Here is a 26,575-nt window from a genome sequence, read left to right on the forward strand (position 1 = left end):
GTCAGTACACTCCAGTCTCAAGCCAACCCTGCCTCTTGAGGTGCCGAATCAGAACCCGCCCCTCAGGGGTAAAATCAGTGCCATAGCGAACAATGCCTAGGTCTTGCAGTTCAGCATCAATGGAATAACGCAAATGTCCCGGTGTTTCCTGCTGCTGCATCGTTACCTGAATTCCTTTTAGCCGCGGTTCATACTTCAACAAAACCTGAGAAAGCGTGCTAATAAGCTGATGTGCCGTACCTGGCATACCCTGGAGGATTTTGGTCATATCAGGCAAACCATAATCGGGTATATGTTTGAGACTACCTGCACGAGTATTCAAAATGCGCTGCATATTATCGAGGACGGATAAGATGACCTGCGTGTTTTCGCTGACTGCGTGCAAAGGAAAACCACCGGAAAAATTACCCAGCAAGATGTCATAAAGTGAAGGCTGCTTGACCATTACTCGCCCTCCTGCGCCATGAGTGCCAGAGTCTGGGTATTTAATTCGATCACTCGCGCATTATCAGGATCGAGATCTTCACGACGTAATACCACGCGCCAAGAATCTTCAGACAGATCGGGAGAAATAAACATTCCCGCCACGGCAACATATTGCGCTTCGTTTTCGAATGGAATATCGACAGCTACGCTTTCACCTGGTCGTACCCGAACATCTCTCTGAGCCAATAAATCTGCTTTAACCACCGTGCTGTCTTGTGCAAATAAAGACTGATAATTAGCCGAGTCAAATGCTTTACGATCTTTGAGTTGGTAAATACGTACGACCGTCGAAAGCGCGATGCCCTGTGCATTTTTATTAGCAGCTTCTCTGGCGGAAAGATCCAAATGCAGCGTTTTAATTTCCTTATAAAAGATCGACTTTGTTAATGACACGGTACCTTCAGATACTTTTTGCGTCAGACCACATCCGGTGACCAGACTGGTCATTCCGGTTATTACGGCAAAATTAATAGCGATAATCGCCAGTCTCATCGGCTTCCCTCCGCTGATCATGTTGACTAAGGCTCTGCCAAAGCCCAAGTTTAATTGTTATATGTTGATTCTTCGTTTCCGGGTTATCCAGACGCATAACGGCCGTACGGCCAAGCTGAACTGCACGTTCGCTTTTATTACTGGTAAGTTGAGCATGCGGAAGCGCCGAGCGAGGAATACGTAGTTGCAACCTGGCATTCACTCTGGCACCTAAATAAACGTGCATCAGCGCGAGAAAATCATGATAAAGCTGGCCGCCCGGTAACCAGTCACGAACCTCATCGGTAACGCTCGTTGTAAGCGTAATGAGTACCTGACTGTTAATATCTACGGCGCTGCGTCCCATCACCGGACGAGAGTGGAGGCTAACAGGTTGCCGCGTGCTCATTTTTAACGCCTTATCCAGCAGGATTAAGCGTTTATCATGAGGAGTCACGGTAGTATTTGTTGTTGGCGATAATAAAGAAACCAGCGCGGATATACCTTCCGCCGTACGCGTTGGCATTCTCATTATTCCCAGCAGCGCCAAAAAACGCGATAACGGGGTCTCGGTTTGTTTGCCGCATCCCGGAATCCCCAATCCGGTCAACCCCAGTAAATATTGTGATGTTTCATCTGTTCCGCCTGGTCGAAAGGTCGCTGGATAGCTGTATTTTCGCCAGATTCGGTAAAACTGCGTAATTAAGCGATGGTTAAAAATATCCAGAAACTCAGCGGCAACGTCCGAACCTTCCTGGCGCTGGGCAATATCATCCTGATAGGTCGTCGGCAGCGGCGACTCCACGCCATACAACCCCATAAAAGTGACACGAACCGTTGGCGGCAGTGTGGGTTGCTGCGGATCATATTCTGCACTTTTAAGCTCACCCGCCGGAAACCCCATCCCCGGATGAGGGCGAAAACGAATGGCATCGAAGCGCGGACTTTGTTGGCTCCCAGGACCTGGCGCTTGCGGGTTCCCTTGTTCCAACAACTGACAGAAACGATAAAAATTGGTACGTGGCAGGTTTTCGCCAAGGCTATTTAGCAGCCGGGTAGCCGCTGATTGTGATTCTCTTTCCATCGCAAGCTTTTCCCTGCCGGCTGTATGATTAAAGTAAGCTGATTAAACAAATGAATATCCGCATACAATGCAAAAAAGCGATTAAGCATTTCACCAAACAGATGAATATCGCCTTCACCTGTAAATCCGTTCTCATCAAGCGTTATTTCGATGTCCACCCCACGAAGTAGAAATCCTTTTTCAAAGCGCTGTATTTCATGTTGTTGAACATTCATGATCGCATCCAGGCGACGATAATTAAGCTCATCATCCTGCCAGTTATAGAGAGACAACGTTCCTTTGAGCACTTCAGCGCTGGCCATCATATTCAGAAAGCTGGATCCCAGGTGGCTCAACACTCGCCAGTGAAAACGATCCTCAGCGGGAGGGTAAGCAGGTAGCGTCGGTTTACACAGATTGCGCACGGCAAGGGGCGTCTGGAGGATCTGCTCACAACGATTGAGCAATGTACTTTGCAAAGCTCGCCGCGGTAGCTGACCGTTTGTGCCGGTCACTTTCAAAGACAAGGTTTCATACTCAGCAAGACGATCCCGTTCCCAGGCATCTCCTCCGAGGATCAGCCATGTATCATATAATCCGGATACGCCGCGTCTGACGCGAGTATGGTAATAACGCTCGGGCGCGTTCCGGCGCATCATGCCTCCCTTATGGCGAAAGCTGGTAAAAGGAGCATAAACAGCATTACGCGTTCGCTGTGAACCTGAAACTGCATCGACTGCATATATTTCCGTGTGGCCATCCTGCAACCTTCGCGGACGCAGCAAATATTCGCTTTCCAGACCATTAACTACCAGCGGATCGGCCTCAATCGTGAAAAGATTAATAACCGGAACGCAATGAAGACGGATGTTTTCACTCCCCACAGGAAGCTCAGAACTCCACTGTTGAGTCAGTACCGCTTCTATTTCAAAGCAGTCTATACCCGCAGGAAACGATATCTTTTCCAGACCGTTAAGATGGACAAACATAAATTTTTCGCGGAACGTAAAATACTCAAGCAACAATTGCCAGCCGCCAAACGCCGTATCGCCTTTTGGCCACAAACTGTCTTCATCGGCAAATCCGCCCGGGGAAAAGTAACCCTCCAGTCGAATACGTTCTACGCTGTTGGGGAGTCTCAAATAAAGAGAAGCCAGACGCTTTGTCAAAGCAAGGTGCAGCGCGTGGGTCACCGGCGCGTCACCGCTGAGGTAAAGGCTGAGGTGCGTCAGATCGGTTTGCGACCAGTCCATCTGTGGATTGCACTTTATTCGCATACGGATGACCGAGCGTCCGTCAGGTTCGGCATCGATATTCACCGCCGTGACAGACAGCGGATTAAGTGTGACGGGCTGAGTAGTACGATACTGACATACCGTTTTTTTAGGGCCAACGGGCTGTGACAATACGCCAAATCTCGCGTTAATCTGCTCGCTCATTTTTAGCACATCAATATCTGGTAAAAGCTCGACAACACTTAAGGAGGGAATGGTACGTAAATAATGCGGCCACAGCAGACTCATCAAGCCTTCGGTAAATTCAGGGAGATGATCGTCAATTTTAGCGCGCAATCGCCCCATCGAAAATGCAAAACCTTCAAATAACCGTTCCACATAAGGATCGGGTATGCCGGCTTTATCCAGATCCAGCATCGCTGCACGATCCGGATGCGCCTGCGCAAACTCTTTTGCCGCTTCCCTTAAATAACGCATTTCCGCGTCATAATAACGCAGAGTTAAATCTTCCATTTTATAGTTCGCTTATTTTGTTTTAGCCGCACAAAACGGCGGCTCTGGCAGGATCAATGGCGACCAAGCCGGACAAAAGTGAGTCCATCTCTGGCGCCAGACGCGCTTTGTCGCTTTCACTGCGGTTGGCTTTTAAACGCAGAAGTTTCAGCCGTCGCGCTTTAACTTCAAACAGTAGCTCAGGCTCCCATTGTTTGAGAGTGAGGGAGTGTGCTGTGGTATTCAATTCCCCAAGCAAATGCAGCGCGAGATCGTTGCACCCACATTGTTCCGTCAGACGGGCCATCAACAGTTGGCGTAACCAACGCTGTCGACCTGAAACAATGCCAGGACGTGCCTGAACCCAGGCGAGCGCGGCTTCAACGCCTTCGCTATCCGCCAGCACCAGGGCCTCACTTTCAAGTAGCAGAATATCGTCGTCCGCTCCTGCACTAGCCGCGGCGACTTTTTCAGTCTGCCAGTCACTTTGCTGTTGCACATCACGGGCTATCCACTCACGGGTGACATCGTCAGCAAAGGGGGTTCCATCGTTAAAAGCCAGCGTTTCCAGACCCGGCATCCGATGTAGCAGCATTTTCAGATCGCTGATGATAATCGCGGCATTTTTATCCCAAGGCGATCCCGCCCTCATTAATGCCTGATGAAGGTACCACTGCACGTCCAGCCAGAAATGATTCACTCCCTCAACAAATAAGCTGTCCGTTAACTCAATCAGTTCAGTCCAACTTTGCTGCAAATACAGACGTTTGAGCTGCGCGCGATAATCACTCTTGGGCGGCACCAGGCGCGTACGTCCGGCGCCATCTGGCGGAGGAAGCTGGCTGACCGTATCGAGCCGCACGCTTTTCATCAAATGATGCGCCGCCAGCCAGCCATCCGGCTGATCGCTTAAGTATTTTGCCAACACCCGTGCCTGTTCCAGCAGCTCACGACCAGAGGCAATACCTTTGAGGACGGGGGTTTCTGCGCTGTGCCGACTGGGTTGAGCACTGATATTTTGCGGTACCAATGCCTGAGCCCCGCCAGATTGGGCCAGACGGTTCTCCAGCGCGCTATAGAGCGCCCCAAGCCCAGGACGAATACTCTCCTCTCGCTGGCTAAACTGCTGCTCAAGCAGCATCAGCGCACCGGCGATCCGTTGCGCGTCAGGTCGTGAAACTTCGGGAAAACGCGCCAGACTATCCAGCATCCTCCCGCCTGCCAGCCATTCAAGGGCGGCCTTATAGCTGTTGGCTCTTAAAGGATGGAGAGAATCGCCATATTGCTGCATCAGGCCAGCCAGCAAAATCAGACCATCCGCCAGGCCGGACTCACCATCCTGATGCAAACGCGCCCATGTGTAGTACGTGACAACACGGACATCCTTACAGGTGTGGGTCAGGATTTTTTCCGCAAGCTCAATGATGAGATCCGTTTGTGCGCCAGAAAGTTTATTCACCTCCTCTCGCATATGCTGAAAATCATCGTCATAGCCTGGATCTTCACCACCGGGGTTGGCTGCTGAAATGGGCAATAGCCAGTTTTGCCATAGCGCAGTCTGCGTTTGCGCCTGTTCCATTAGTTGCTGTTGTTCATCTGGCGAAGCCGTGCTGGCAGCCAATAGACGTTTCAGAGCGCTCATTCTTCTTCCTCTGAGGAAATCTTGCCGCTAACAACAAAAATTGCTTCTGGTAGTTCAAAGTCGCGGAGTTTGAGTAATGCGAGCGGACCTTCACCGGCTTCAGTTCGCAGGGTGTAGTTCAGCGGCAATCCATCCTGCGCAGTCCAGCGCAGGTTAAAACCGCTACTCACGCCAGCGTTATCGGTTATCTCCGCTTTCTCAAGCAGTCGGATCCACCCCCAGGTACCGGGGTTATCTGAGTAGATTCGGGTTCCCGAATTGGTGCTCACCCAGCTTAGGGTTGCCCCTGACGCTTGCGTATCAGCAGGCCAGACAACGTTTTTCCACGCTGGCATCTGATTAACGTAAGTGAGTTTCTGCCCATCCAGCACGAGGTCAGTCTGCATCACGTCCCGCGCCGTTCCGGGACGCAGTTCAAAACGCATCCCGGCTTCTCCACGAATAAATGCGACATCCGCAATTTGACTGAGTTGGTCCATCGCCTCGAGAAACGCCGGATTAAACTCCAGCCCCTGAGCATTCACCGTGTCGGCAACCCAGTGACTTCCCTGTTTATGCAGCACACCGCTTAAATGACTTTCGAGAAAATGCGGGATTCGCCCGTTATCGCTTCGCAGATATTGCGCCAGCAGCGGCAGAGAAGCCTCGCTGCCAACATCGCGAAACGGATAACGTCCGCCGAACGCGGTGTTCCAGTCATTCACAATCAGCGCCTTCCATTGCGCATTCAGGCCCGCCGCGGTGGGTTGCAACACCTGCTGCCATGACTGCTCCAGTGGCTGAACAAACATAGTTTGACCAAATCCACTCCATGCTTGCCCCAGACTGGCAGCCACCAGATTGCCATAGTCACGCGTGGTGGTGAGATCGATGGTTTTACCCTGAAACACCGTTTGCGCCAGGGCCTGGCTCATGCCTTGCGGATCGGCAGCGTTAGTAATCTGCTGGAGTTTCAGCCTGACCTGCGTTACCCGGGTCAGGTAGGTTTGCAGACTCAGATGACTGATATCCTGCCCAGCCGATTGTTCATGGATTGGCGAGAAGGTACTCGCCATAGGGCCTTCTTCCCGCGCATGTTGGTCAATGATTTGATTTTCTTTGGTGTTAAATAGATCCTTTGCCGACTTCACCAGCGAATCCGACAGCGCTTCTCCGGTTAACCCTGTGCGTCCCTGAACGGCGAGCGTATTCATTAACGCAACCAGAGGAGACTGACGGATATCTGCAATCAACGTGAGTTGATCGATAGCATCACTTAGCGTCTGGGTGCGCTTCCAGCGAATACTGTTGAGAAAATCCAGCCAGTTGTCGGCAAAATCTGTGAAGTAACGCTCGCTAAGACGCACCTTTAAGGCCTGTGGAGAGAGAGGGTCACTTGCAGAATGCGTATCATCTCCCAGCACCTGATCCATTTCTTCCCGACGGTTGTTGACGATTTTCTCAATGGCGGGCAAAACCTCCTCTTCCCAGGCTTTGCGGGTATACACGCCAGCAACCGAACTGCGGGTATAAAATACGTGCTCTGCCCGGGTATCGCCGGTCATGTCTTCCAGACGAAGATCTGTGTAATGCGGCGTTACCTGTTCAATGATTTTCTGATACAGGGCAGCTTCGCCATTGCGGATCCCCATCTGACGAATTAACAGCGTTCGCACCTGGCTAATAAGATTTTTATCGGCTGCTATCTTCCATTCAGGATGCGCCTGAAGGTTCTCTCCCCAGAATTGCCAGAGCCCAGGGCCAACGCCCTGCCATGATGCGCGCGAAATACCCGCTCGCTCCGGCCAGTCTTGCATCAGCGCCTGACTAAAAAATGACGCCTCCATCTGCTCAGGCCGCGAAAGCATCAGATACATTTTCAACTGGTTGTAGGCGATCTTTGCCTGGGCGGCAAACTGCGGGCTGTCTGGAGCCAGTCGGGTTAAAGCCGTTAATTCCTGGGTAAGATGTTGGGCGGCTTCATCACGCAGGAGCGGAATAGCGATACGCGTATAGCGCGGCCATAGTGCATCCAGCAGAGCATCATTTTGGCTTAAGCCGAAACGGTAGTACCACGGCGTCCCATTCTGCTGACGCCAGCGAAGCATGCCTGGCGTTTGCTGCAGAGCAGACAGCGCCGTAAGACGCTCGGCGAGCGGTTTATCCGCACCGCCTGCCAGGCTCGCCTGGTCCAGACTTTCGCCAATCAGATTGCGATTAGCCAGAAAAGATACCACCATTCCCGCCCCCCATAGCAGCATCAAACCGGCTGTACAGACGGCCAACACGCGCATCCCTGAACGGCCTGTACGCTGTGCCTTTAGTTCAGCAGGTAACGCAGGGAGTGAATCAAGCAGCGCACGCCAGCGCTCATCACGCATCCAGGCATGCGCGATGAGCGATGAAGTATCTTCCGCATACTGGCTCATGATTACCGCCGCCAGCGGCAGAGGCCGATGCGGGCTGAAAAAAGTGGACAACGATTCGCTGATGGCTTCTGCGCCAGGCATCAGCAAATTAGCCATTTTCAGTAAGAAATTATCGCGGATATTGCGCGTAACCTGCTGCGTACCCTGCTCCGCCATCTGCATTGCCAGCGAGGTCAACTGCGAACGACATAAAGCCGTGGTGCATCCTGCAGGGAACAAACATGTCGCAGAGTGCAAGGTTACGTCATCCCGGACGAATTGAGCGCCATACAGCGACCAAAGGTATAACGGTACTCGCCAGCGGAGCGTGGTAAAAACAGCCTGAAGATGGCGGGCGGCATTATCTATTTGTTCTGCGGTTAAAGAGACAACAGGTGCCGATTGAACCAGTGTATCCTGGTGCTGAAAAGTGGGGGTTACCCATACAATCCCATCCAGCGGACGCCGATGCAGCTTGCGTATCGCATCAAACAACGAGGCATCTGGCGTTTCAGTGAGCGTACCTCCCCAGATTAACACCACGCCATCCCCTTCAACCCAGCGCTGAGTGGTGAGTTTTGACACCAGTTGCTCAACCTGAGAGGCATCTCCCATCACCAGCAGGATACGCGTTTTGGCGCGCCAGAGGCGGCCATAATTATCTTTAAGTGTAGTATGGAAGTTAATGAATATATTACTATCCAATGTGGTGGTTATATTATCTCCAACATTTGTCTTATCAGCTGATTTCCATGGCAAAAAAGAATAAACAATTGATTTATATTTTAAAAATGGAACATACGATATCAACACTGATTTCAGCGCATTCAACTGCCATAATTTAAAAATATAACATAGTGCTATTAAAACAGTTGTAACGACTATTATCCTTGTTGATTGGGCCCTCACCTCCAAATACTCTCCGTAGTAAAAAAGAACTACATAGCATATCAAACCAACGACAACTAAAATACATAACCGACCAAATAGCAGCAACAAGGTGGACTTCTTCATATATCTATTCCTGATTTCTAATTTGTTTAACCCTCGACAATATAATTCTTCCATCCGATTCCGATAATATTAGATCAACAGCACTCACATTTTGTCCATTTAACAAAGAGAACATTAACATCATCCATATATCAAACTCTCCGTGAATGCCGATATATAACTCTGCATAATATTGCTCAAGGTTGTTATTATATTCATTAAGAAGAACTGCCACCTTAGCCACATCTTTTTTATTGTTATGTTTGCCTATCAATAAATTGTCAATTATCCCAGCCTTGGCCTGATAAAAAATAAGATCGTTAAGGTCTTTGAGCAATTCATCTTCATTCGTAGAGATAGACCTATACAATCTTGCTTTCTCGAAAATATTATTCTGATTAACTAACATCGGCGGAGCAAAAAGAAAAGCACACATCCCATCACCCGTTCTATGGTGATTATCTTTGATTTCCGTTGATTTTTCCCCTACAATAATTAATCTGAATTTATCCTCTGTAACACTTAGCCATTCATTAATATTTAATACATAATCATGCAAGATAAATTCACTATTTTTAATTATATCATCAGAGAGCCCAAGTCGTTTCCATGCCAATAAAAAAGACTGCCATGCTGAATTCCCTGACATCTGACCAACAATAAAGCTAATAACCAGACCTTTTTCAGAAGTAATATCAATTAATCTAGCTCTCATGGGAGCCAATAACTCATGGAATAAAACAGTAGAATTAATCGATTCTGGAAAATGTAACGCCCTGGCTCCAATGGCATTGAACTCATTGACTTCAAGTAAATGAGGTATCTGCGATTCTTCTGGAAAGAGATAACTGTAATCTACAATACTTATATAATCAGACGCCCATTCAGACCACTCATAATCAATATTAGAATTTTCCGTTGATATCATTTCATTTTTTTCAAGGGATACACCGAGTTGAAATAACCTAAGTCCTAAGTATATAATGAATACTAAAAAAACACTTAGCGATATTGCAAAAGCATAATAAAAATAATCACTATTATGAGTAATATAATAAAAAAAAGTGAATAGCAGAATAATAGTTATTAACAATGAGAAAAAAACACCACTATCACGCCCCCACCTTATAGAAGGTACGGGTTGTATTTTCTTTTTACCTGGAATATTCCAACTCATTTTAACTTACCAAATCCCGCTACAGGGAAGAGTTGAGATGACATAACAACCGCATTGACACATGCATTTATGCACAGCTACTGGTTTTCCATCTGAGATCCACTCTGTAGACCCCTGGATTATTTTATTTACTCCATGAAATGGAATTGGACATATAACAGTATCATCAAGCAATGCGACACCTAAACCATCGACAATTATCGTTGACGAAACTGAAATTACTTTACCACCACTACTTAATGGATCATTGAGTCTGACTAAGCCTAGAAACATAAATCCTCACTATAAAAAATATAACCACTCAGATATAATCCTTTGAAAAAACAAAAGATTATCTAACACATTTATATAATCAGATAAAGATCAGATAATAACATACTACCTGGTAATAAATATTAGCTTTAAAATTAAACCCACAAATAAAATTCGTCTAATAGTAATAAAACCACCATCCTGATGTCATTACCCGCACAGATTTTCCATTTTTTTTGAATTCTTTTATTCTTCTGCGTTTTAATCTTCGCAAATCAATATTGGTCACATTATCCCAGCCAGCAACAGTCAATATCTCTTCCGTCAGCTGTTCTTTCGGGAAAGGATGTCGTCGCCAGATCGTCCATATTGCGGGCAGGATATACAGAAAGGTTCCCATGGTCAGAAACATCGTAACCCCGCTCACTATTTTTTCAGTAACAACCCAGCCATCCTGGTAAATAAACACTACCAACATCGTAATAATTAACAAAATAACGATCGAAATGGGGACTTTCATCGCGTCTATTCGTGCCCGTCGTATTCCCTGGTAGCACCACGGCGGCATGGTCAGCGAGCGCGCATGCGGCCGGACAATGGCATATACCAGGTACTCCTCTCCCACCGGCGCGGCAATCAGTTCCACTTCCTCACCTTCCCGGCAATAGGGGGCGCCCAGCCACCCTGAAAACTGCCGGCCATTGATTTCGCCCGTAACGTACCATGCCGAAGAAGGAACCCTGTCTTCATTGCTCACCACCATGCCCTGTGCTGTTGCCGCTGACCCCGTCGAGGCCAGCACCATCGCGGCAGACGCCATGTTCTCATCCTGCCTGCTGAAATATTCCCACGTCTGCGGATAGGCTTTGGTGTCAAAATAGTGCGTCAGGCAGCGCTGGTGGTAGTTTGTCACCACGCCACTGACCTTTATCAGCGGGGCTGGCGGGGGCAGTACCGGGTCCGGTGGCATATCGGCCAGCGCTTTTGCCAGCTGCTTTTCTTCACGATACAGTTCCCCCAGCCGTTTTTTATACTCCTTCTTGCCTTCCGATTCATAGTGCGCAATGGTTTGTCTTAATTTTATCCATTCCCTGCGCTCCCGGAGATAGTTTTCTTCAATATACCCCTTACCCTTCTCCAGACCCCGGATATAGGCCTTGGGCATCTCGGCGAACAGTTCGTCATCTTCTGTCATAGTATTTCGTTGCTCCAAAATTAAACCACAACAGGAACTTCCGGCTCATCATAGATAATAAATGGCCAGTAAATTATTGGTTTTCCACGTTGTTGCTCTTTACCTGAAGATAATTGACGTAAGCTTTCTTGCAGTGAATTTCTGGTCTCATCAATAAATATATTGATTTTTTCCGGTGTACAACTATCGATATCAATCGAACAATCATCACCAAACAAGCTATTCTCAATCCACGACTGTAAGGCATCACGTGAATAATATTCCGTCAGAATATATTCAGCGACCATCAATAACAGGGCTACCTCCCAGGAAGCCAACAGCCCCACCCATTCGACGCCTAGCTTTGTGAATTGAGGCGCAGCTGCCCTCCCCAGCCATACGGCTAATTCCCCTTCAGGAGTCTTCCAGCCAAAGCGTTCAATCAGCACTGACATTAATTTCCCTTCCGCTTTAGCAATAATGGCAACATCGCTAAGGGTCTTGACTAAATATAATCCCGTAAATGCCCATTTTTTACTGGAATTCGGTAAACTAACTTTATTCAATAATGTGGCAAAATCTAATCCCAGCGAAATACCTGCACTTATCAGCGAACATCCTGCACCAAACATTTTCATATAGTGGAGACTATTTTTATCTTTAAGAATGACCTCCATTGCAGGGGTTGCAATATCAATCATCCCGCTCGCCGTTGCCGATATTGCGCTGACTACCTTCGCGTAGTTAGCAGGTTCATTTTTAAAATTATCGAGTTGGTTATACAACTCAGTAACATTGAAAAATAAAACAAAAATTCTAATACTTGTCACCGCATAACCAGAATGTCCCGCTGGCTGGCTTAGATAATCTGCATAAGATTTTTCAAGTGCGGCATATTTCTTACCCGCCCCCCGGAGAAGATCAGCCCGAATTGCTCTTTGCGGGCTGTAAAAAACAGTGCCGGTAATGTAAGCCCTGCGTTCCGTGGCCCAGCCAAAATATTTACTGAACAATATTTTGGTTTCTAACTCTGACTTTCCAGCAGACAGCGAGAAAAGGGTTCGAACAATGAGGTCATTCATGGTGTTGAGAACAGGTCCAATCCGTGATACGGAAAAAAACCTGGCCCCTACGGTTGCCATGTGCTGGTCCATTTGATACAGAACTCTTTTCGAGAATACGGCATTGCCAGCCAGAGGTTTTGAAATTTCACTCGTTGCTTTTTCAAAACCTTTAAATATTTTATTAAGTTTAGCGCCATTCTTCTCAAAAAAGTAGAGCACATCATTTTCAGAAACCGGCGCTATGCTACACTGACGCAAGCTAGCCAATAATGACTCCGCATCTGCCATGATCTCTGGATTATTATAAAAATGTGTTCTCCAGACAAGATTCTTTTCACTTGTCGTAGTATATGCGTCTATCCAGTCATCCAGCAATTTTACACCTGATGACGACTCACCAAGACCAGCCATCGCGAAGGCAGCTATTTCACGATAGTACGCGTTATCAACAGGATCGTTAGAGAAAAAATCCTGTAGCATTGTTATAAATAAAGAAGTCTGTAACCATTCACAACGATAGCTAATCAGTTTAGCGAGCTGTTCATCAATTTTTTGTGTTAGATCAGCACAACATTTATTAAAAGACTCCCATTTATTCTGATTGATCATTCGGGCATATTTAGACCAATCATTAGCTACCTGGCTTTTTTTATAAACTTCGTTTTGTTTTCCTTTTACCTGCTTTTCGAATTCTTCACGAGTTAGTATATCCTTCGAATCTGTACCTCTAGATTTCTCATTCTGGACATACATATCATAAGAATAATCCATTGCAGGAGGGGAAATATATGTTTCCTGGGGTAATACAGAAAGTTGAGCTGCAACATTCTGTTCCGAGCTTTTGTTAACAATCTCCTTAACTCCGTTTATCAGACTCTGGGTGCAGAACTCCAGAGCGCGTTCTTCACCAAATATCTTCGCCATCGCCAGGACATCATTCGTCCATCCCGTCAGCTCATGCGTTATCCCTGTTGCATCATGCAGCGCCATCAGCAACGGCGTGACAGGGGAACCATCTGCCTTCACTCCCCGTTCCTTCATCTGCCGGATTGTGTTTCCGGCCACTCCGCTCTTCCACGGATACAATGTCTCCTGCGGCCCTGGCTCTTTGACTATTGCATAGCGTTCACTCACACACTGGCTGACGCGGATTTTAGTCTGGGTGCCATACGGTAACAGCATTGCCGGACTCAGCTGGCTTCCCTGCGGCGCGATGTAATCCAGAACCCCTGCAAGATTGCCTGTCGTGGCTTCTGTCGTTTGCTCTGAAGTCTGTGGTGACGTCCAGTTTGATGCACTCAGGCGCTGCATTCTGCTCTGCCGTTGCCCGTCATCGCCCGCGTAACGCTCCATCGTTTTTTCCGTCCAGCGACACTGTGTGAATGCTATCCAGATATCATTCTCCAGCACTTCATATGGCAGCGTCAGAAAATCCTTTCCGCCATTACTGTAGGTTCCCTGCCGACAGTCAGGCTCTGATTTCTCCAGAACATTTTTCGCCGACAGTTGTTTCCATAAACTGCCGTCATCACACACCGACCATGCTTCCCAGTCCGTCAGGTATGGATAGTAGATATAGATATAGCCCCTGCGCATCGCACGCAGCGCATAGTGATAATTTTCACTTTCTGCCGGATAAGACGACGCTCCTGGTTTTGCCCACGCCGGCAGCGCTTCCTGAATATATTCAGGAACCACCGCATAACGTACGGGCAGTAATGTCGGTCCCTGTGACATACAGTCACATTTATGATTTTTCATTTCTGGCCTCAATATTGCGCAGAATTTCCTGCGTTCGCGCCAGCTCACTTTTTTGCTGCAGATAGTTATGAAGCGGATATTTTTTATTGCTGCCTTCAAGGCTTCTTCGCAACCCGTCCGAAAATTTCAGTTCTTTTTTCATACGTTATCCATGCCGTTAAGAACCATTCAACATCCGTATTAATAATAAAAAATTCCTGCTCTTATTCCTGAATGATCAAAGGGGGTACCTTTGCGCAGAGGATTTGGCGGGATCCCCGTTCGCTTCCACTCTTTTTTTCGCCGTTTATGGCGCGTATCCAGGTTAATATCCGCCACGTTTTCCCAGCCCAGCAGGGTGAATATCTCCTCTGACAGCGTTTCTTCCGGTAACGGTTTATGTTTGTAAATTGACCACGCCGCAGGAAGCAGACACATCACCAGCAGAAAAATTATTGCTTCAACTATAAATAAATAGAACATAGGATCATAAAATGATGCTAAACCATCACCACATAGCAGCGCAGCGATGGAAATGGCAAAACATAAGTAACAAACCCGCAACGGGATACGCACTGCCGCCCGGCGCGCCTGGTTCTTTCCCCGGTAACACCCCGGCGTCATGCACAGGGACTGCTCCTCCGGCTTGTGGATGGCATACACCAGATACTCCTCGCCAACCGGGGCCGCCAGCAGTTCCACCTCCTCCCCTTCATAGCACCAGTGATACCCCAGCCAGCCGGAAAAACGCCTGCCGTTAATACGCCCGGTCAGATACCAGGCCCCGCACAGTGCCCTGTCATAGTCCTGCAGCAGGGCCGAGGCCGTCCCTCCCGAGCCGCTGGCCGCCCAGACCACCGCCGACGCCGCCATCTTCTTTTTATACCGGGCGTAGTAAGCGCTTCCTTCCGGATAGGACAGAACGTCGAAATACTGCACCACCCGCCGCTGCGTCAGTTTTTCAATGACGCCCCGAACCTTAATCAGCGGCGCCGGAGGCGGCAGCACCGGGTCCGGCGGGGCGTTTTTCAGCGCGTCCAGCAGTTCTTTCTCTTTCAGGCGAAAATGTGCCAGCCATTTTCCTTTTTCATTTCTGGCCTCAATATTGCGCAGAATTTCCTGCGTTCGCGCCAGCTCACTTTTTTGCTGCAGATAGTTATGAAGCGGATATTTTTTATTGCTGCCTTCAAGGCTTCTTCGTAACCCGTCCGAGAATTTCAGTTCTTTTTTCATACGTTATCCATGCCGTTAAGAACCATTCAACATCCGTATTAATAATAAAAAAAACAATGTGTCCCCCCTGAATAATCAAAGGGGGTACCTTTACGCAGAGGGTTTGGCGGGTTCCCCGTTCGCTTCCACTCTTTTTTTCGCCGTTTATGGAGCGTATCCAGATTAATATCCGCCACGTTTTCCCAGCCCAACAGGGTGAATATCTCCTCTGACAGCGTTTCTTCCGGTAACGGTTTATGTTTGTAAATTGACCACGCCGCAGGAAGCAGGCACAACCCCAATGACATAAAACAAAACACAGCCAGCATCATGTAAAATTCCGGATCAGAAAATGCCTCCCATCCATTATGAATATGTATAACTGCAGGAGTCACTACTGCCAGGCTCAGATAGCAAACCCGTAGCGGGATACGCACTGCCGCCCGGCGCGCCTGGTTCTTTCCCCGGTAACACCCCGGCGTCATGCACAGGGACTGCTCCTCCGGCTTGTGGATGGCATACACCAGATACTCCTCGCCGACCGGGGCCGCCAGCAGCTCCACCTCCTCCCCTTCATAGCACCAGTGACATCCCAGCCAGCCGGAAAAACGCCTGCCGTTAATGCGCCCGGTCAGATACCAGGCCCCGCACAACGGCCTGTCATAGTCCTGCAGCAGGGCTGAGGCCGTCCCTCCCGAGCCGCTGGCCGCCCAGACCACCGCCGATGCCGCCATCTTCTTTTTATACCGGGCGTAGTAGGCGCTTCCTTCCGGATAGGACAGAACGTCGAAATGCTGCACCACCCGCCGCTGCGTCAGTTTTTCAATGACGCCCCGAACCTTAATCAGCGGTGCCGGAGGCGGCAGCACCGGGTCCGGCGGGGCGTTTTTCAGCGCGTCCAGCAGTTCTTTCTCTTTCAGGCGAAAATGTGCCAGCCATTTTCCTTTTTCATTTCTGGCCTCAATATTGCGCAGAATTTCCTGCGTTCGCGCCAGCTCACTTTTTTGCTGCAGGTAGTTATGAAGCGGATATTTTTTATTGCTGCCTTCGAGGCTTCTTCGCAACCCGTCCGAGAATTTCAGTTCTTTTTTCATAATTTATTCTTACAATATGTGAATACGACCACGTTGATATTTCTTGAATAGCTTTATTGGAAAATACAATTCACTCTTATTTGCTGGAAGATTCTATTTTACGTAAACATTCCGTCAGTGATTTTCCGCATTTCACTATAAGTTCTGCTTTTTTTTCTTCAGAACAGCTATCAATATCTATCGAAAATTTTTCACCAAACAGCGTGTTCTGCAACCAGATTTGAATTTCATCTTCAAAAAAGTACTCTTTCAGGGCATACTCTGCGACCACCAGAAGCAAAGCGAACTGCCAGGACGAGAGGGCACCAATCCACTCAATTCCCAGCGCATACACCGTAGGTATCGCTGCACGCCCCAGCCACACCTCCATACTACCGACAGCCGTACTCCAGCCAAATTTTGACATTAAAGCAGGCAAGACTTTGCCGCTGACTGAAATAATGGTTGTTATATCATTCAGTATTTTCCCAAAATATAACATTCCATATGACCAGCGTTTATTTACTGAATTTTCATCCTGCAAAAGATAGATGTCTGAAAAATCAGCCCCCAACGATGCAATAGCATTGAGCATCGCACAACTGGCACCTACCCATTTCAGTTTCGGAAATGATTTATCATCCTTTTTTATGACATCCATCATTTTACTGACAATATCAATCGCGCCTCCCGTGGTGGCAAATCCCGCAGCGACCAGTTTGGCATAACTGGAAAAGTCATCACGTTTAAAATGATCTACCTGGTTATATAGCTCCGTCATATTAAAAAAAAGCACCAGAAAATTGATACTTGTCGCACGATAAGCATTTTTTTTCGCTCCCGTGATACTGAAGTCCGCAGTCGCCTTTTCCAGATCGGAAAACCGCACCTGAGCAACTTTTAAACGCCCTGACACTCTGTCTTTCTGAGGATTAATAAAGAGCATTTCGTTTATATAGTAACTACGCTCGGTCGCCCAGCCAAAATATTTACTCGAAAATGACTTTATCTCCGCTACTGTTTTACCTGCCGAAAGAGAACAGAGTGTTTTAACAACAAGATCGTTTATAGTGTCCAGTTTCGGTCCCACACCCGAAACGGAGAATAAACGGGAACCCAGGGTTGCCATATGTTGATCAACTTGATACAGCACCCGCTTTGACCAGACTGCATCATTTCCAGGTGGCTCATCCAGCGCAGCTGTTGCTTTACTAAACCCTTCGAATAATTTAACCAGGTCGCCGGATTTTGACTCAAAAAATGCCAACAAACTTTGTTCTGTAATCGGCTGACTCACCCCTTTGCGCACACTGGCAAGCAAAGACTCGGCAACAGTCATTAATTCAGGTGCATTATAAAAATGAGTACGCCAGACGAGGTTGTTTTCATCAGTAGTAGAATAATCTTTTATCCAGTCATCCAGTAAACTCACACCAGATTTCGCCGCACCTAACCCAGACATTGCAAAAGCTGCTATCTCACGAAAATGCAAATTATCCTGTGGAAGGTCAGAATAAAAGTCCTGCAGTGTACGAATAAAACCTGAAAATTTAAGCCATTGGCAGCGGAAACCAATTATTACTTCGAGTTGTTTATCGATTTTGTGCGTCAGGTCCTCACCACATTTAATAAACGAATCCAGACGCTCTTGCTTTATCTTTCTTTTATATCTGCGCAGGCTATTTGCCACCCGCGAACTTTTCAGGCTCTGCTCCTGTCTTTTCTTCGCCTGACGCTCGAATTCTTCCCGGCTTATAATATTCGTATTGCCTTTCCGCCCCTCGTTCCAGACATACATTCCATATGCGTAATCCATATCACGAGATGTTGAAAGTGAGCCACCCATTGTCGCGAGCTGCTGTTCCACATTCTGCTCAGCACTCTTTTTTATAATATTCTCAACACCGTTAATCAGACTCTGGGTGCAGAACTCCAGGGCGCGTTCTTCACCAAATATCTTCGCCATCGCCAGGACATCATTCGTCCATCCCGTCAGCTCATGCGTTATCCCTGTTGCATCATGCAGCGCCATCAGCAACGGCGTGACAGGGGAACCATCTGCCTTCACTCCCCGTTCCTTCATCTGCCGGATTGTGTTTCCGGCCACTCCGCTCTTCCACGGATACAATGTCTCCTGCGGCGCTGGCTCTTTGACTATTGCATAGCGTTCACTCGCACACTGGCTGACGCGGATTTTAGTCTGGGTGCCATACGGTAACAGCATTGCCGGACTCAGCTGGTTTCCCTGCGGCGCGATGTAATCCAGAACCCCTGCAAGATTGCCTGTCGTGGCTTCTGTCGTTTGCTCTGAAGTCTGTGGTGACGTCCAGTTTGATGCACTCAGACGCTGCATTCTGCTCTGCCGTTGCCCGTCATCGCCCGCGTAACGCTCCATCGTTTTTTCCGTCCAGCGACACTGTGTGAATGCTATCCAGATATCATTCTCCAGCACTTCATATGGCAGTGTCAGAAAATCCTTTCCGCCGTTACTGTAGGTTCCCTGCCTACAGTCAGGCTCTGATTTCTCCAGAACATTTTTCGCCGACAGTTGCTTCCATAAACTGCCGTCATCACACACCGACCATGCTTCCCAGTCCGTCAGGTATGGATAGTAGATATAGATATAGCCCCTGCGCATCGCACGCAGCGCATAGTGATAATTTTCACTTTCTGCCGGATAAGACGACGCTCCTGGTTTTGCCCACGCCGGCAGCGCTTCCTGAATATATTCAGGAACCACCGCATAACGTACGGGCAGTAATGCCGGTCCCTGTGACATACAGTCACATTTATGATTTTTCATCCCTGTTCTCCTGCATATTCGAACTGTAAATCGCTTAATTAATGATCTGCGCGAATTTCATTCCATTGCTGTTCTGTGACATGGGATATGATTTGAGTAAAATTTCTCTTCTCACTTAGGCTGTTTATTTCAAGCAATTTTTTTATAAAACTATGATTATAAAACTCTGGAGCAATATTAATTGAACACTCGCCCCACTTAATAAGATCTTCTTCATCAGAAAAAGCGCACAACCCGGCTCTTTTAAGTGACTGCTGCAATAGTTTAAACACTGCTGATTCCGTGAAACGTTTACTGCTCAAATGCGCCAAGCGATAATTACAGATAATCCTATTTTTTATACCTATAAAATTCATATCATGCCAATTATCAGCACTCAGCGAGAGCGTATATGAAAGCCGAGGTTGATTGTCAGTCTGATTTATTTTATTAATAAACTGCCCATCGCCATCAATAAAACTCCACACTTCAACTGGTCCTAACAAACGTTGTTGTTGCCAATCATCCAGAATAGATAATAGAGAGATCATAATTGCAGGGTCATAATACCGAAGCAAAACATCTTTACCATCACGTTGTTGGATAGCAACTTTTCCCAGGTAAGCAGCGAGATTGATAATATCTTCTTCGCAAGTGAGCCAACCGCAAATCATCCTACCCTTACCCAGCAGTATCTCATTAGGTTCGATCTCTTTCAGGGCTTGCATAATACTTTCATGTAGTATTTTACAATCTTCAGGTAAAGATAAATCCAGTGATACCAAACATGGCTCAAATTCTGAGGTTAGATAACGATTAGCAACTGGCACCCTCACAACCCCTCTATCTATTATTTGGTTGTAGAATGATGAATCTTGATTTCTTAATCTTATAATTGCAGCGTCAATCATTAATATACAATTTCTATTTAGCGTTCTGAAATGATTAAATATTTCCTCACCAATATCCCCCCCCTGATTTTGCATTGCCTGTAAAGAGTAATCATAAGTTATGAAAGATTCCTTCATTATTGGCCCTCCATCAGCCCAGCGTCACTGTGGGGCTTTGCGTTCCACCAGCAGCGTCAATGGCAGTAGCGCAAGGATCCGGTAACTCTATGCTGGCATTCAATGTTGCAGGTGCCATTTTCTGAATTCCAATACTCTTTACGCGAACGTTGCCAGGCGTCCCGACTTCTATTTCGCCATCTTTAAGCCTGATATATGCTCCACCACAACTGAGCACTAACTCTGTCGCTGCGGTAATGATCACCTGCTCATCCTTGCTGGCTATACTCAGCGTTTTCTTTGCCAGCAGATCCATTGCATCTCCCTGCGCCTGAATTTCCACTTTTCCTTTGCTGGCGAAAATCTTAATCCCCATCCACTGAGCGAAAAGACTTATTGTTTCTTTCACACCAAGGCGGAATTTTTTAGCGACACTGACATCGGTGTCCGCTCCAGAGGTCACAATGACATTATCACCCGATGAGAGTTGGATACTGGCGGGCGTTACCTGCGCTATACCAGCAGGGGCAGAGAAAAGTAAAGCCTGTTTCTTGAGGTCTGTCATAGACTCCATTAACAACGCTTTTTGCCTCTCTATATCAGCCAGTTCTGCTTTCGCTTTTTCTGCCGCAGAGCGAATACCTTTCGCATCCTGAAGCGCAGCTTGTAAGTTAGCTACTGCTTCATGCATATCTAACTGCAAACCTCCAGCCAGTTCCTGACGATCGGCACTGATAAAGATCCCCTTCCCAGCCCGAATAGCTCCCCACTGGTCTGTACGCAGTTCAAAGCCCTCTCCCCGCAGCGCACGCCCCGCATCAACGTTATGCCCCAGGTTAAGCTGCGTTTTCCCGCCATACTCGGTACTGAGTTTGACGTGCTCCTCACCCCGTTTGTCTTCCATGCGCAGCTTGTTGTTCGCGGGCGTGCGGATGACGTTGCGGGTATGGTTTGCCTGTGTCACGTGGTCCGGATGCCGGGAGTCATGCAGCGCATGGGCGATATAGGGCCGGTCCGGGTCCCCTTCATGGAACGCCACCGCCACTTCTGTGCCCTGTATCAGCGGGAAGTGAATACCGTAAGTGTCGCCGCCGTAGGGTTTGGCAAGGCGTACTGGCATACTTTCGTAGCCCTGTTGTTTAGCATCGCGGTCCGCATCAAACTTAACCCAATAAAGCCCGCTCTGATTTAAATGAGCATATTCATCATTCTTTTTCGGGCTTGAAACACGTGCCATTAGCGTACCGCTAATTACTGGTCGCGGTTTGAGTGGAGGTCTCCAACAGCGCGTTTCACTGTAAATGGTCGCCATCAACACCACTTGTAGCGCTTCCTTGCGGCTTGCGCTGAATGAAACCGCCGTAACCAGCAAGCTGTTACGCACACTGACAGGAAGCGTTGGGACAGGTGTGGATTCCGTAATATTCAGGACCTGAGCCGGGCTGAGGCTTACATCGGTTGATAATCCAGAGATTGTCGCTTGTGAGGAGAGATAACGCTCATGTTCCAGACGCGCCCAAAAATTTCCTGTCTCAGGCGCCGGCGAAACCTTATCACCCGTTTCAAGATGGCGTGGGCGATAGTGGTAAACATCCCCATAAGTCACCTCGTCACCTTCACCGTAAGTCATATCGGTTTGTGCAGAAAATAATATTTTCTGAGCCTGGCGATGGTTATAATCCCCGGCAGTAACCGATGCCTGCACCGCAGACTGTTGGAACTGTATATCCCAGACTGAGTCGATGCCATTGTCATTCATTCCGGAGGGACTATTCAGCGGTAATGTTTTGCCAAACTCCCATGCGCTTTGTTTGTCAGCAAAATAGATCACCTCAGTGCCAGCATCAGGCTGAAGCCTAAAGAAGAAGAAAATCCCAACTTCAGAGAGCAGGCGTTCAATAAAAACCAGATCACTCTCCTGATACTGATTAATTTGCTCTCTTTTTGGATATTCCATTACCAAATCAAAATTATATTCCCAGTCTTTTAAACCATGTTCCTGTAAAATTTGAGTAACAACTTCCGGAACTGACATATTAATAAAGAAACGATGTGTACGAAATTGGTTTTTCAGCAACGCGACAAAGGGTTCAATGATTAACTGATAGGTTGCCTGGTCTTTTGAACCACTGATACGATGGAAAGATGTTACAATACCATGTACCATTTTGCGGGCAGTTAACTCACTTAACTTCCCCATTCCCATGGTCAATGTTGTTGATTTTCTAAGTATCGACTCTGCTGCAATGTCTTTATCATGGCTGGAAAAATTTACTACGTATCGATACAATGAACTCATTTCCTCTGTACCATTAAAGCTAATAACATCCAGTACAGATTTGCATGAAGGGATATACAATTGATAACGGTTTAATGTATTTTCATTTATAAATGAAATCCCGCCACCCAGTGATTCAGACATTCCCATATATTTAACCCTTGTTATTTTATAAAGAGCTATTTTTCAGATAATAAAAACTGCGCTCAACGCATTGTTTTTATCAGACTAACCAAATCCGTTTTCTCATTAGTGACAATAGAAAATGTAAATTGACGATTATCATTTGATATCCAAAGCTCTTCCCTTCCATTATTACTATAATCATAAAGATGAAAGCCAAGACCTGTTAGATAATTACGAATAATGCCTACATCACCACCGCGAAAAACAATAAGATTTGTTTCCCGTGTACTTCCATCAGGAGAAATATATTCAAAGCAATAATTATTTGATATCCTTGGAGCCTGCTTGATATCAACGTCAGTATAGAAATAGTAGTCAAAAAGATCGCTTTCCCGATATTCTAATTTATCTGGCCAGGGTATTAACATCGGTGACAAGAAAATCAAAACAATCGTCACCAGTATTATTTTAAAGTAGCTCATTACCATTCACCTCGACAAAAATGAATAATAACCGCCATCCCCGGTGATAACTTCTACCCGACCAGAAGTGAAATCACTCCACGGTTGCACCCATGTCATAAACGAAGGTAAGCTTCCCTTATAGGGTTTATGCACAGCACAGTTATCCATGGGTTCTGGAAACAGTAATGGTAAAAAGCCTTTATTCTTATAATTGCCTATCGGCCCATAAAAATCCCATCTACTCAGGGCCTGCTCTTTACTGACGAGCCTCAGTCTTGACTGGTAGTCTGAGGGAAGAATTGCCCGATAGAAGCCTAAAAGATCGGAGGTAAGGTCCTCTCCGCTAAAACCACTGTCGGTATACCAACTAAAACACAAATTAGATTGCAAACTTTCAAACAAGCGTGCAGTCGTCATCATCATGGCTAACGCAACGCTGTTTTTCTCACATGCAGATAAACCTTGTTTGATACGCCACTTAACAAACTTTCCTGTACCAAACTGGCGATGATATACAAACATCTTTTGGCTATAAATGACTTCATAATAACCATCACGGCCTGATTCACCTCGTTTTATATCTATCAGTAGGTTTTTAATATCACTTCCCTGTGCATGGCCTATATCTATCCATCCCAATATTTCGCTATAAACAAGCCCTGTTTTACGATCCGATGTCCACTCGGAAGGTTCAATAATATCGTTACGTTTACTCATCATTAAACTCCAGCATCATTCCCTCTTCATCATGCCAACTCAAAGTAAGCTGCTGAGGTTTTTGCTGCCGGGAAAGATACGTTAACAACTGCTGGCTAAGCACAGGTAAGATTTGTTGATTGAGCAGACTATCAATATTCCTCGCCCCCGTATCCGGTAGCAGGCAAGCGGCGGTCAGGGCATCAAAAAGGCTCTCGGATATCGTCGTGGTGATGCCGTAGTGACGCAGTAATCGCTGGCTAACCTGATCCAGTTTCATTTGTACAATCGTACGTAGCGCAGATTCACTGAGCGGATGGTAGATAATCGTCTGGAAGCGGGCCAGTAGCGCTGGCTGGAAGTGATCGCGCAAAAGTGGGCGCAGCAGTTCGTGCAACTCAGACTCTGTGGTTTCCGGCTGTTCTTCCAGCATCTGCATTACAGCGTCGCCGCCAAGATTGGAGGTCATCAAAATAACGGTATTGCGAAAATCAATTTCACGGCCTTCGCCGTCACGCATGAAACCACGGTCAAATACCTGGTAAAACAGATTCATGACGTCGCGATGCGCTTTTTCTACTTCATCCAACAGTACCACGCTATAGGGGCGTTTTCGCACCGCCTCGGTCAGGATCCCTCCCTGACCATAACCCACATATCCCGGAGGTGAGCCTTTTAGCTGGCTCACGGTGTGCGGCTCCTGATATTCAGACAAATTAATCGTGATCAGCGATTTTTCACCACCAAACAGAATGTCAGCCAGGGCCAGCGCCGTCTCCGTTTTGCCGGTTCCACTTGGTCCAGTAAGCAGGAACACACCCTGCGGGCCGTTTTCCGGCGTCAGTCCTGTTTTTGATGCCCGCAACCGCTGTGCGATCGCATTCAGCGCGTAATTCTGGCCAACAACGCGTTCTCCCATCTGGGTTTCAAGCGTCAGCAAGTCTGCCTGGGAGTCCTTCATTAATGATGACAATGGTACACCGGTCCAGTCGGCAATTACCGTAGCAACGGTGCGCGCGTCTACATCCGGAAACAGCAAAGGATGGCCCTGCTGAAGCATACTTAGCTGCAGTTGCAATTCAACCGTTTCCGCCTGACGAGAAATATCACGGCGGCTGGCCAGCAGTTGCTCAGTGAGCGTTAATTCCTGACCATACTGGGTTTCGCGTTCATCCAGTTCGACAAGCAGACGATTTTCACGCTGTTCAATGGTGGCCAGCCTTTCACCATGCTGACCATTTCCTACCGCGAGGTCTGCAAGCAACGCCTGCTTTTCAATTTCAAGCGCGGTGATCTCCGACTTCAAACGCGTCAGTGGTTCCGGAACAGTATCAAGGCTCATCCGCACTCTTGCACCTGCGGTGTCCAGCAGATCGACGGCTTTGTCGGGTAATTGTCGCCCGGTAAGATAGCGGCGAGAGAGCGTAACAGCAGTTTTAACCGCTTCGTCGGTGATGTGAACGCCATGGTGTTCTGCATAGCGTGATTTCAGACCACGCAGCATTAAGCAAGCAGTGTCATCATCCGGCTCATCCACTTTAACCATCTGAAAACGCCGCTCCAGCGCAGCATCGCGCTCAAAATACTGTTTATATTCACTCCATGTGGTCGCCGCGATAGTTCGTAGTTCACCTCTGGCCAGAGCGGGCTTTAGCAGATTGGCTGCATCAGCGCCTCCCGCCTGATTACCGGCCCCAATGATGGTGTGTGCTTCATCGATAAAGAGCAGAACAGGCGTTGGCGATTGCTGAACGGCATCAATGATATTTTTTAACCGCTGCTCAAACTCACCTTTCACCCCGGCACCTGCTTGTAACAGCCCAAGATCCAGCGTGCGTAATGTTACTGATTTCAGGCTATCCGGCACGTTACCTTCAGCAATACGCAGCGCCAGACCTTCCACCAGAGCGGTTTTGCCGACACCGGGTTCCCCGACCAGAATGGGATTATTTTTTCGCCGACGGGACAACACATCCACCATTTGCCGGATTTCATTATCGCGACCAAATACCGGGTCGATATCGCCGGCACGCGCTTTCGCGGTCACGTCCAGCGTAAATTTATCGAGAACGCCTTGTAATGCTGGCGATAACGTCGATTCAGCCAGGCCAGGACGCGGTTCATCATCAGGAGAAACCTGTGCCAGAGCGGCTTCTTGCTGTCTCTCAGGACGTTCATCCGACTGGACATTTAATAGCGGCAGGAGGCGTTCCAGTTGAGTATGTCCGGCGCTCAGAAGAGGCCACAGGCCATCACACTTCAGTAGCGAATGCTTTCCCACCAGGGCCATCAGTAGATGCACACCACGTATCTGCGAATTTTCATCCGTTGCGGCACACAGCCACGCTTGTTGCATTAAAGAAAGGAGCGCATCAGACAACTGCGGGCGGCTTTTCACGGAACGAGGCTGAACATCCAGATGCGTCAGCAGCGATTGCCAGAGATTGTCGATATCCCATTCATAACGACGAGCAATGACAGTAATATCGCCCTCCCCCTGCTCCAACAGCTTCAGTAACCAGTGTTCGGGAGTGATTTCTGCATGCGCGCGCGTCTGACATAACGATGCTGCCGCTTCGAGCGCCTGGGCGCAATAGGGGTTGAGACGTCGTAATAACACTGCTGACTGGTGTTCCATTTGCTTCCTGGCTCCCTGTATTCAGGCACGCTACCGCCCGTGGCCGTAATCCAATGCCCATAAGGTAATAGTGACGTTGATACTCTCTGCTAAACCCCGCCCCGGACGCTTAGCAGAGGGCAT

At 47.7% G+C, this 26,575-nt stretch carries 19 protein-coding genes; all 19 read right to left on the reverse strand.

What is annotated here, in order from left to right:
• Window position 1: 1 nt before the first annotated feature.
• Window positions 2–445, reverse strand: coding sequence for a type VI secretion system baseplate subunit TssE (gene tssE / locus LA337_19470; protein ID UBI15318.1), 444 nt, complete (start codon window positions 443–445; stop codon window positions 2–4).
• Window positions 445–978 (reverse strand): type VI secretion system lipoprotein TssJ, encoded by a 534-nt coding sequence (tssJ, locus tag LA337_19475; protein UBI15319.1) that lies wholly within the window; start codon window positions 976–978, stop codon window positions 445–447. The genes tssE and tssJ overlap by 1 nt, the downstream gene beginning before the upstream one ends.
• A complete protein-coding gene (gene tssG, locus LA337_19480; protein ID UBI15320.1) occupies window positions 953–2,041 on the reverse strand; it encodes a type VI secretion system baseplate subunit TssG in 1,089 nt (362 codons plus the stop codon). The genes tssJ and tssG overlap by 26 nt, the downstream gene beginning before the upstream one ends.
• Entirely contained in the window at window positions 2,002–3,768 is a 1,767-nt protein-coding gene (tssF, locus tag LA337_19485) for a type VI secretion system baseplate subunit TssF (protein UBI15321.1), read from the reverse strand. The genes tssG and tssF overlap by 40 nt, the downstream gene beginning before the upstream one ends.
• A gap of 22 nt (window positions 3,769–3,790) precedes the next feature.
• Window positions 3,791–5,389 (reverse strand): type VI secretion system protein TssA, encoded by a 1,599-nt coding sequence (gene tssA / locus LA337_19490; protein UBI15322.1) that lies wholly within the window; start codon window positions 5,387–5,389, stop codon window positions 3,791–3,793.
• Window positions 5,386–8,481 carry a type VI secretion protein VasK gene (locus LA337_19495; GenBank protein ID UBI15323.1) on the reverse strand — a complete coding sequence of 1,032 codons (3,096 nt, stop codon included), beginning with the start codon at window positions 8,479–8,481 and terminating at the stop codon, window positions 5,386–5,388. The genes tssA and LA337_19495 overlap by 4 nt, the downstream gene beginning before the upstream one ends.
• Before the next feature lie 313 nt (window positions 8,482–8,794).
• Complete coding sequence (locus LA337_19500; GenBank protein UBI15324.1) at window positions 8,795–9,946, reverse strand: hypothetical protein; 1,152 nt, start codon at window positions 9,944–9,946, stop codon at window positions 8,795–8,797.
• Between the two features lie 6 nt (window positions 9,947–9,952).
• Window positions 9,953–10,219: a PAAR domain-containing protein gene (locus LA337_19505; GenBank protein ID UBI15325.1), complete on the reverse strand. Its 267-nt coding sequence runs from the start codon at window positions 10,217–10,219 to the stop codon at window positions 9,953–9,955.
• A 157-nt stretch (window positions 10,220–10,376) separates the two neighbouring features.
• Entirely contained in the window at window positions 10,377–11,393 is a 1,017-nt protein-coding gene (locus tag LA337_19510) for a hypothetical protein (protein UBI15326.1), read from the reverse strand.
• A gap of 20 nt (window positions 11,394–11,413) precedes the next feature.
• Window positions 11,414–14,197 (reverse strand): hypothetical protein, encoded by a 2,784-nt coding sequence (locus tag LA337_19515; protein UBI15327.1) that lies wholly within the window; start codon window positions 14,195–14,197, stop codon window positions 11,414–11,416.
• Window positions 14,184–14,339: a hypothetical protein gene (locus LA337_19520; GenBank protein ID UBI15328.1), complete on the reverse strand. Its 156-nt coding sequence runs from the start codon at window positions 14,337–14,339 to the stop codon at window positions 14,184–14,186. The genes LA337_19515 and LA337_19520 overlap by 14 nt, the downstream gene beginning before the upstream one ends.
• Window positions 14,340–14,377: 38 nt before the next feature.
• On the reverse strand, window positions 14,378–15,409 hold the full coding sequence (locus tag LA337_19525) for a hypothetical protein (GenBank protein ID UBI15329.1): 1,032 nt from the start codon (window positions 15,407–15,409) through the stop codon (window positions 14,378–14,380).
• 38 nt (window positions 15,410–15,447) lie between these two features.
• Window positions 15,448–16,482 (reverse strand): hypothetical protein, encoded by a 1,035-nt coding sequence (locus LA337_19530; GenBank protein UBI15330.1) that lies wholly within the window; start codon window positions 16,480–16,482, stop codon window positions 15,448–15,450.
• 76 nt (window positions 16,483–16,558) lie between these two features.
• On the reverse strand, window positions 16,559–19,264 hold the full coding sequence (locus tag LA337_19535) for a hypothetical protein (protein ID UBI15331.1): 2,706 nt from the start codon (window positions 19,262–19,264) through the stop codon (window positions 16,559–16,561).
• 38 nt (window positions 19,265–19,302) lie between these two features.
• Window positions 19,303–20,271, reverse strand: a complete 969-nt coding sequence (locus LA337_19540; GenBank protein UBI15332.1) for a DUF4123 domain-containing protein — start codon at window positions 20,269–20,271, stop codon at window positions 19,303–19,305.
• 13 nt (window positions 20,272–20,284) lie between these two features.
• Window positions 20,285–22,678: a type VI secretion system tip protein VgrG gene (gene vgrG, locus LA337_19545; protein ID UBI15333.1), complete on the reverse strand. Its 2,394-nt coding sequence runs from the start codon at window positions 22,676–22,678 to the stop codon at window positions 20,285–20,287.
• Window positions 22,679–22,734: 56 nt separating this feature from the next.
• Complete coding sequence (locus LA337_19550) at window positions 22,735–23,136, reverse strand: hypothetical protein (protein ID UBI15334.1); 402 nt, start codon at window positions 23,134–23,136, stop codon at window positions 22,735–22,737.
• A 6-nt stretch (window positions 23,137–23,142) separates the two neighbouring features.
• On the reverse strand, window positions 23,143–23,835 hold the full coding sequence (locus tag LA337_19555; GenBank protein UBI18517.1) for a hypothetical protein: 693 nt from the start codon (window positions 23,833–23,835) through the stop codon (window positions 23,143–23,145).
• Window positions 23,828–26,452, reverse strand: a complete 2,625-nt coding sequence (gene tssH, locus LA337_19560; GenBank protein UBI15335.1) for a type VI secretion system ATPase TssH — start codon at window positions 26,450–26,452, stop codon at window positions 23,828–23,830. The genes LA337_19555 and tssH overlap by 8 nt, the downstream gene beginning before the upstream one ends.
• Window positions 26,453–26,575: the final 123 nt, after the last annotated feature.

Origin of the sequence: Citrobacter europaeus, from assembly GCA_020099315.1 — a bacterium.
GTDB classification, from domain to species: Bacteria; Pseudomonadota; Gammaproteobacteria; order Enterobacterales; family Enterobacteriaceae; genus Citrobacter; species Citrobacter europaeus.

Bases quoted from the DNA above. Each gene is read 5' to 3' on its own strand.
- tssE (UBI15318.1), bottom strand. From the start codon at position 445: ATGGTCAAGCAGCCTTCACTTTATGACATCTTGCTGGGTAATTTTTCC.
- tssJ (UBI15319.1), bottom strand. From the start codon at position 978: ATGAGACTGGCGATTATCGCTATTAATTTTGCCGTAATAACCGGAATG.
- tssG (UBI15320.1), bottom strand. From the start codon at position 2,041: ATGGAAAGAGAATCACAATCAGCGGCTACCCGGCTGCTAAATAGCCTT.
- tssF (UBI15321.1), bottom strand. From the start codon at position 3,768: ATGGAAGATTTAACTCTGCGTTATTATGACGCGGAAATGCGTTATTTA.
- tssA (UBI15322.1), bottom strand. From the start codon at position 5,389: ATGAGCGCTCTGAAACGTCTATTGGCTGCCAGCACGGCTTCGCCAGAT.
- LA337_19500 (UBI15324.1), bottom strand. From the start codon at position 9,946: ATGAGTTGGAATATTCCAGGTAAAAAGAAAATACAACCCGTACCTTCT.
- LA337_19505 (UBI15325.1), bottom strand. From the start codon at position 10,219: ATGTTTCTAGGCTTAGTCAGACTCAATGATCCATTAAGTAGTGGTGGT.
- LA337_19510 (UBI15326.1), bottom strand. From the start codon at position 11,393: ATGACAGAAGATGACGAACTGTTCGCCGAGATGCCCAAGGCCTATATC.
- LA337_19515 (UBI15327.1), bottom strand. From the start codon at position 14,197: ATGAAAAATCATAAATGTGACTGTATGTCACAGGGACCGACATTACTG.
- LA337_19520 (UBI15328.1), bottom strand. From the start codon at position 14,339: ATGAAAAAAGAACTGAAATTTTCGGACGGGTTGCGAAGAAGCCTTGAA.
- LA337_19525 (UBI15329.1), bottom strand. From the start codon at position 15,409: ATGAAAAAAGAACTGAAATTCTCGGACGGGTTACGAAGAAGCCTTGAA.
- LA337_19530 (UBI15330.1), bottom strand. From the start codon at position 16,482: ATGAAAAAAGAACTGAAATTCTCGGACGGGTTGCGAAGAAGCCTCGAA.
- LA337_19535 (UBI15331.1), bottom strand. From the start codon at position 19,264: ATGAAAAATCATAAATGTGACTGTATGTCACAGGGACCGGCATTACTG.
- LA337_19540 (UBI15332.1), bottom strand. From the start codon at position 20,271: ATGAAGGAATCTTTCATAACTTATGATTACTCTTTACAGGCAATGCAA.
- vgrG (UBI15333.1), bottom strand. From the start codon at position 22,678: ATGGGAATGTCTGAATCACTGGGTGGCGGGATTTCATTTATAAATGAA.
- LA337_19550 (UBI15334.1), bottom strand. From the start codon at position 23,136: ATGAGCTACTTTAAAATAATACTGGTGACGATTGTTTTGATTTTCTTG.
- LA337_19555 (UBI18517.1), bottom strand. From the start codon at position 23,835: ATGAGTAAACGTAACGATATTATTGAACCTTCCGAGTGGACATCGGAT.
- tssH (UBI15335.1), bottom strand. From the start codon at position 26,452: ATGGAACACCAGTCAGCAGTGTTATTACGACGTCTCAACCCCTATTGC.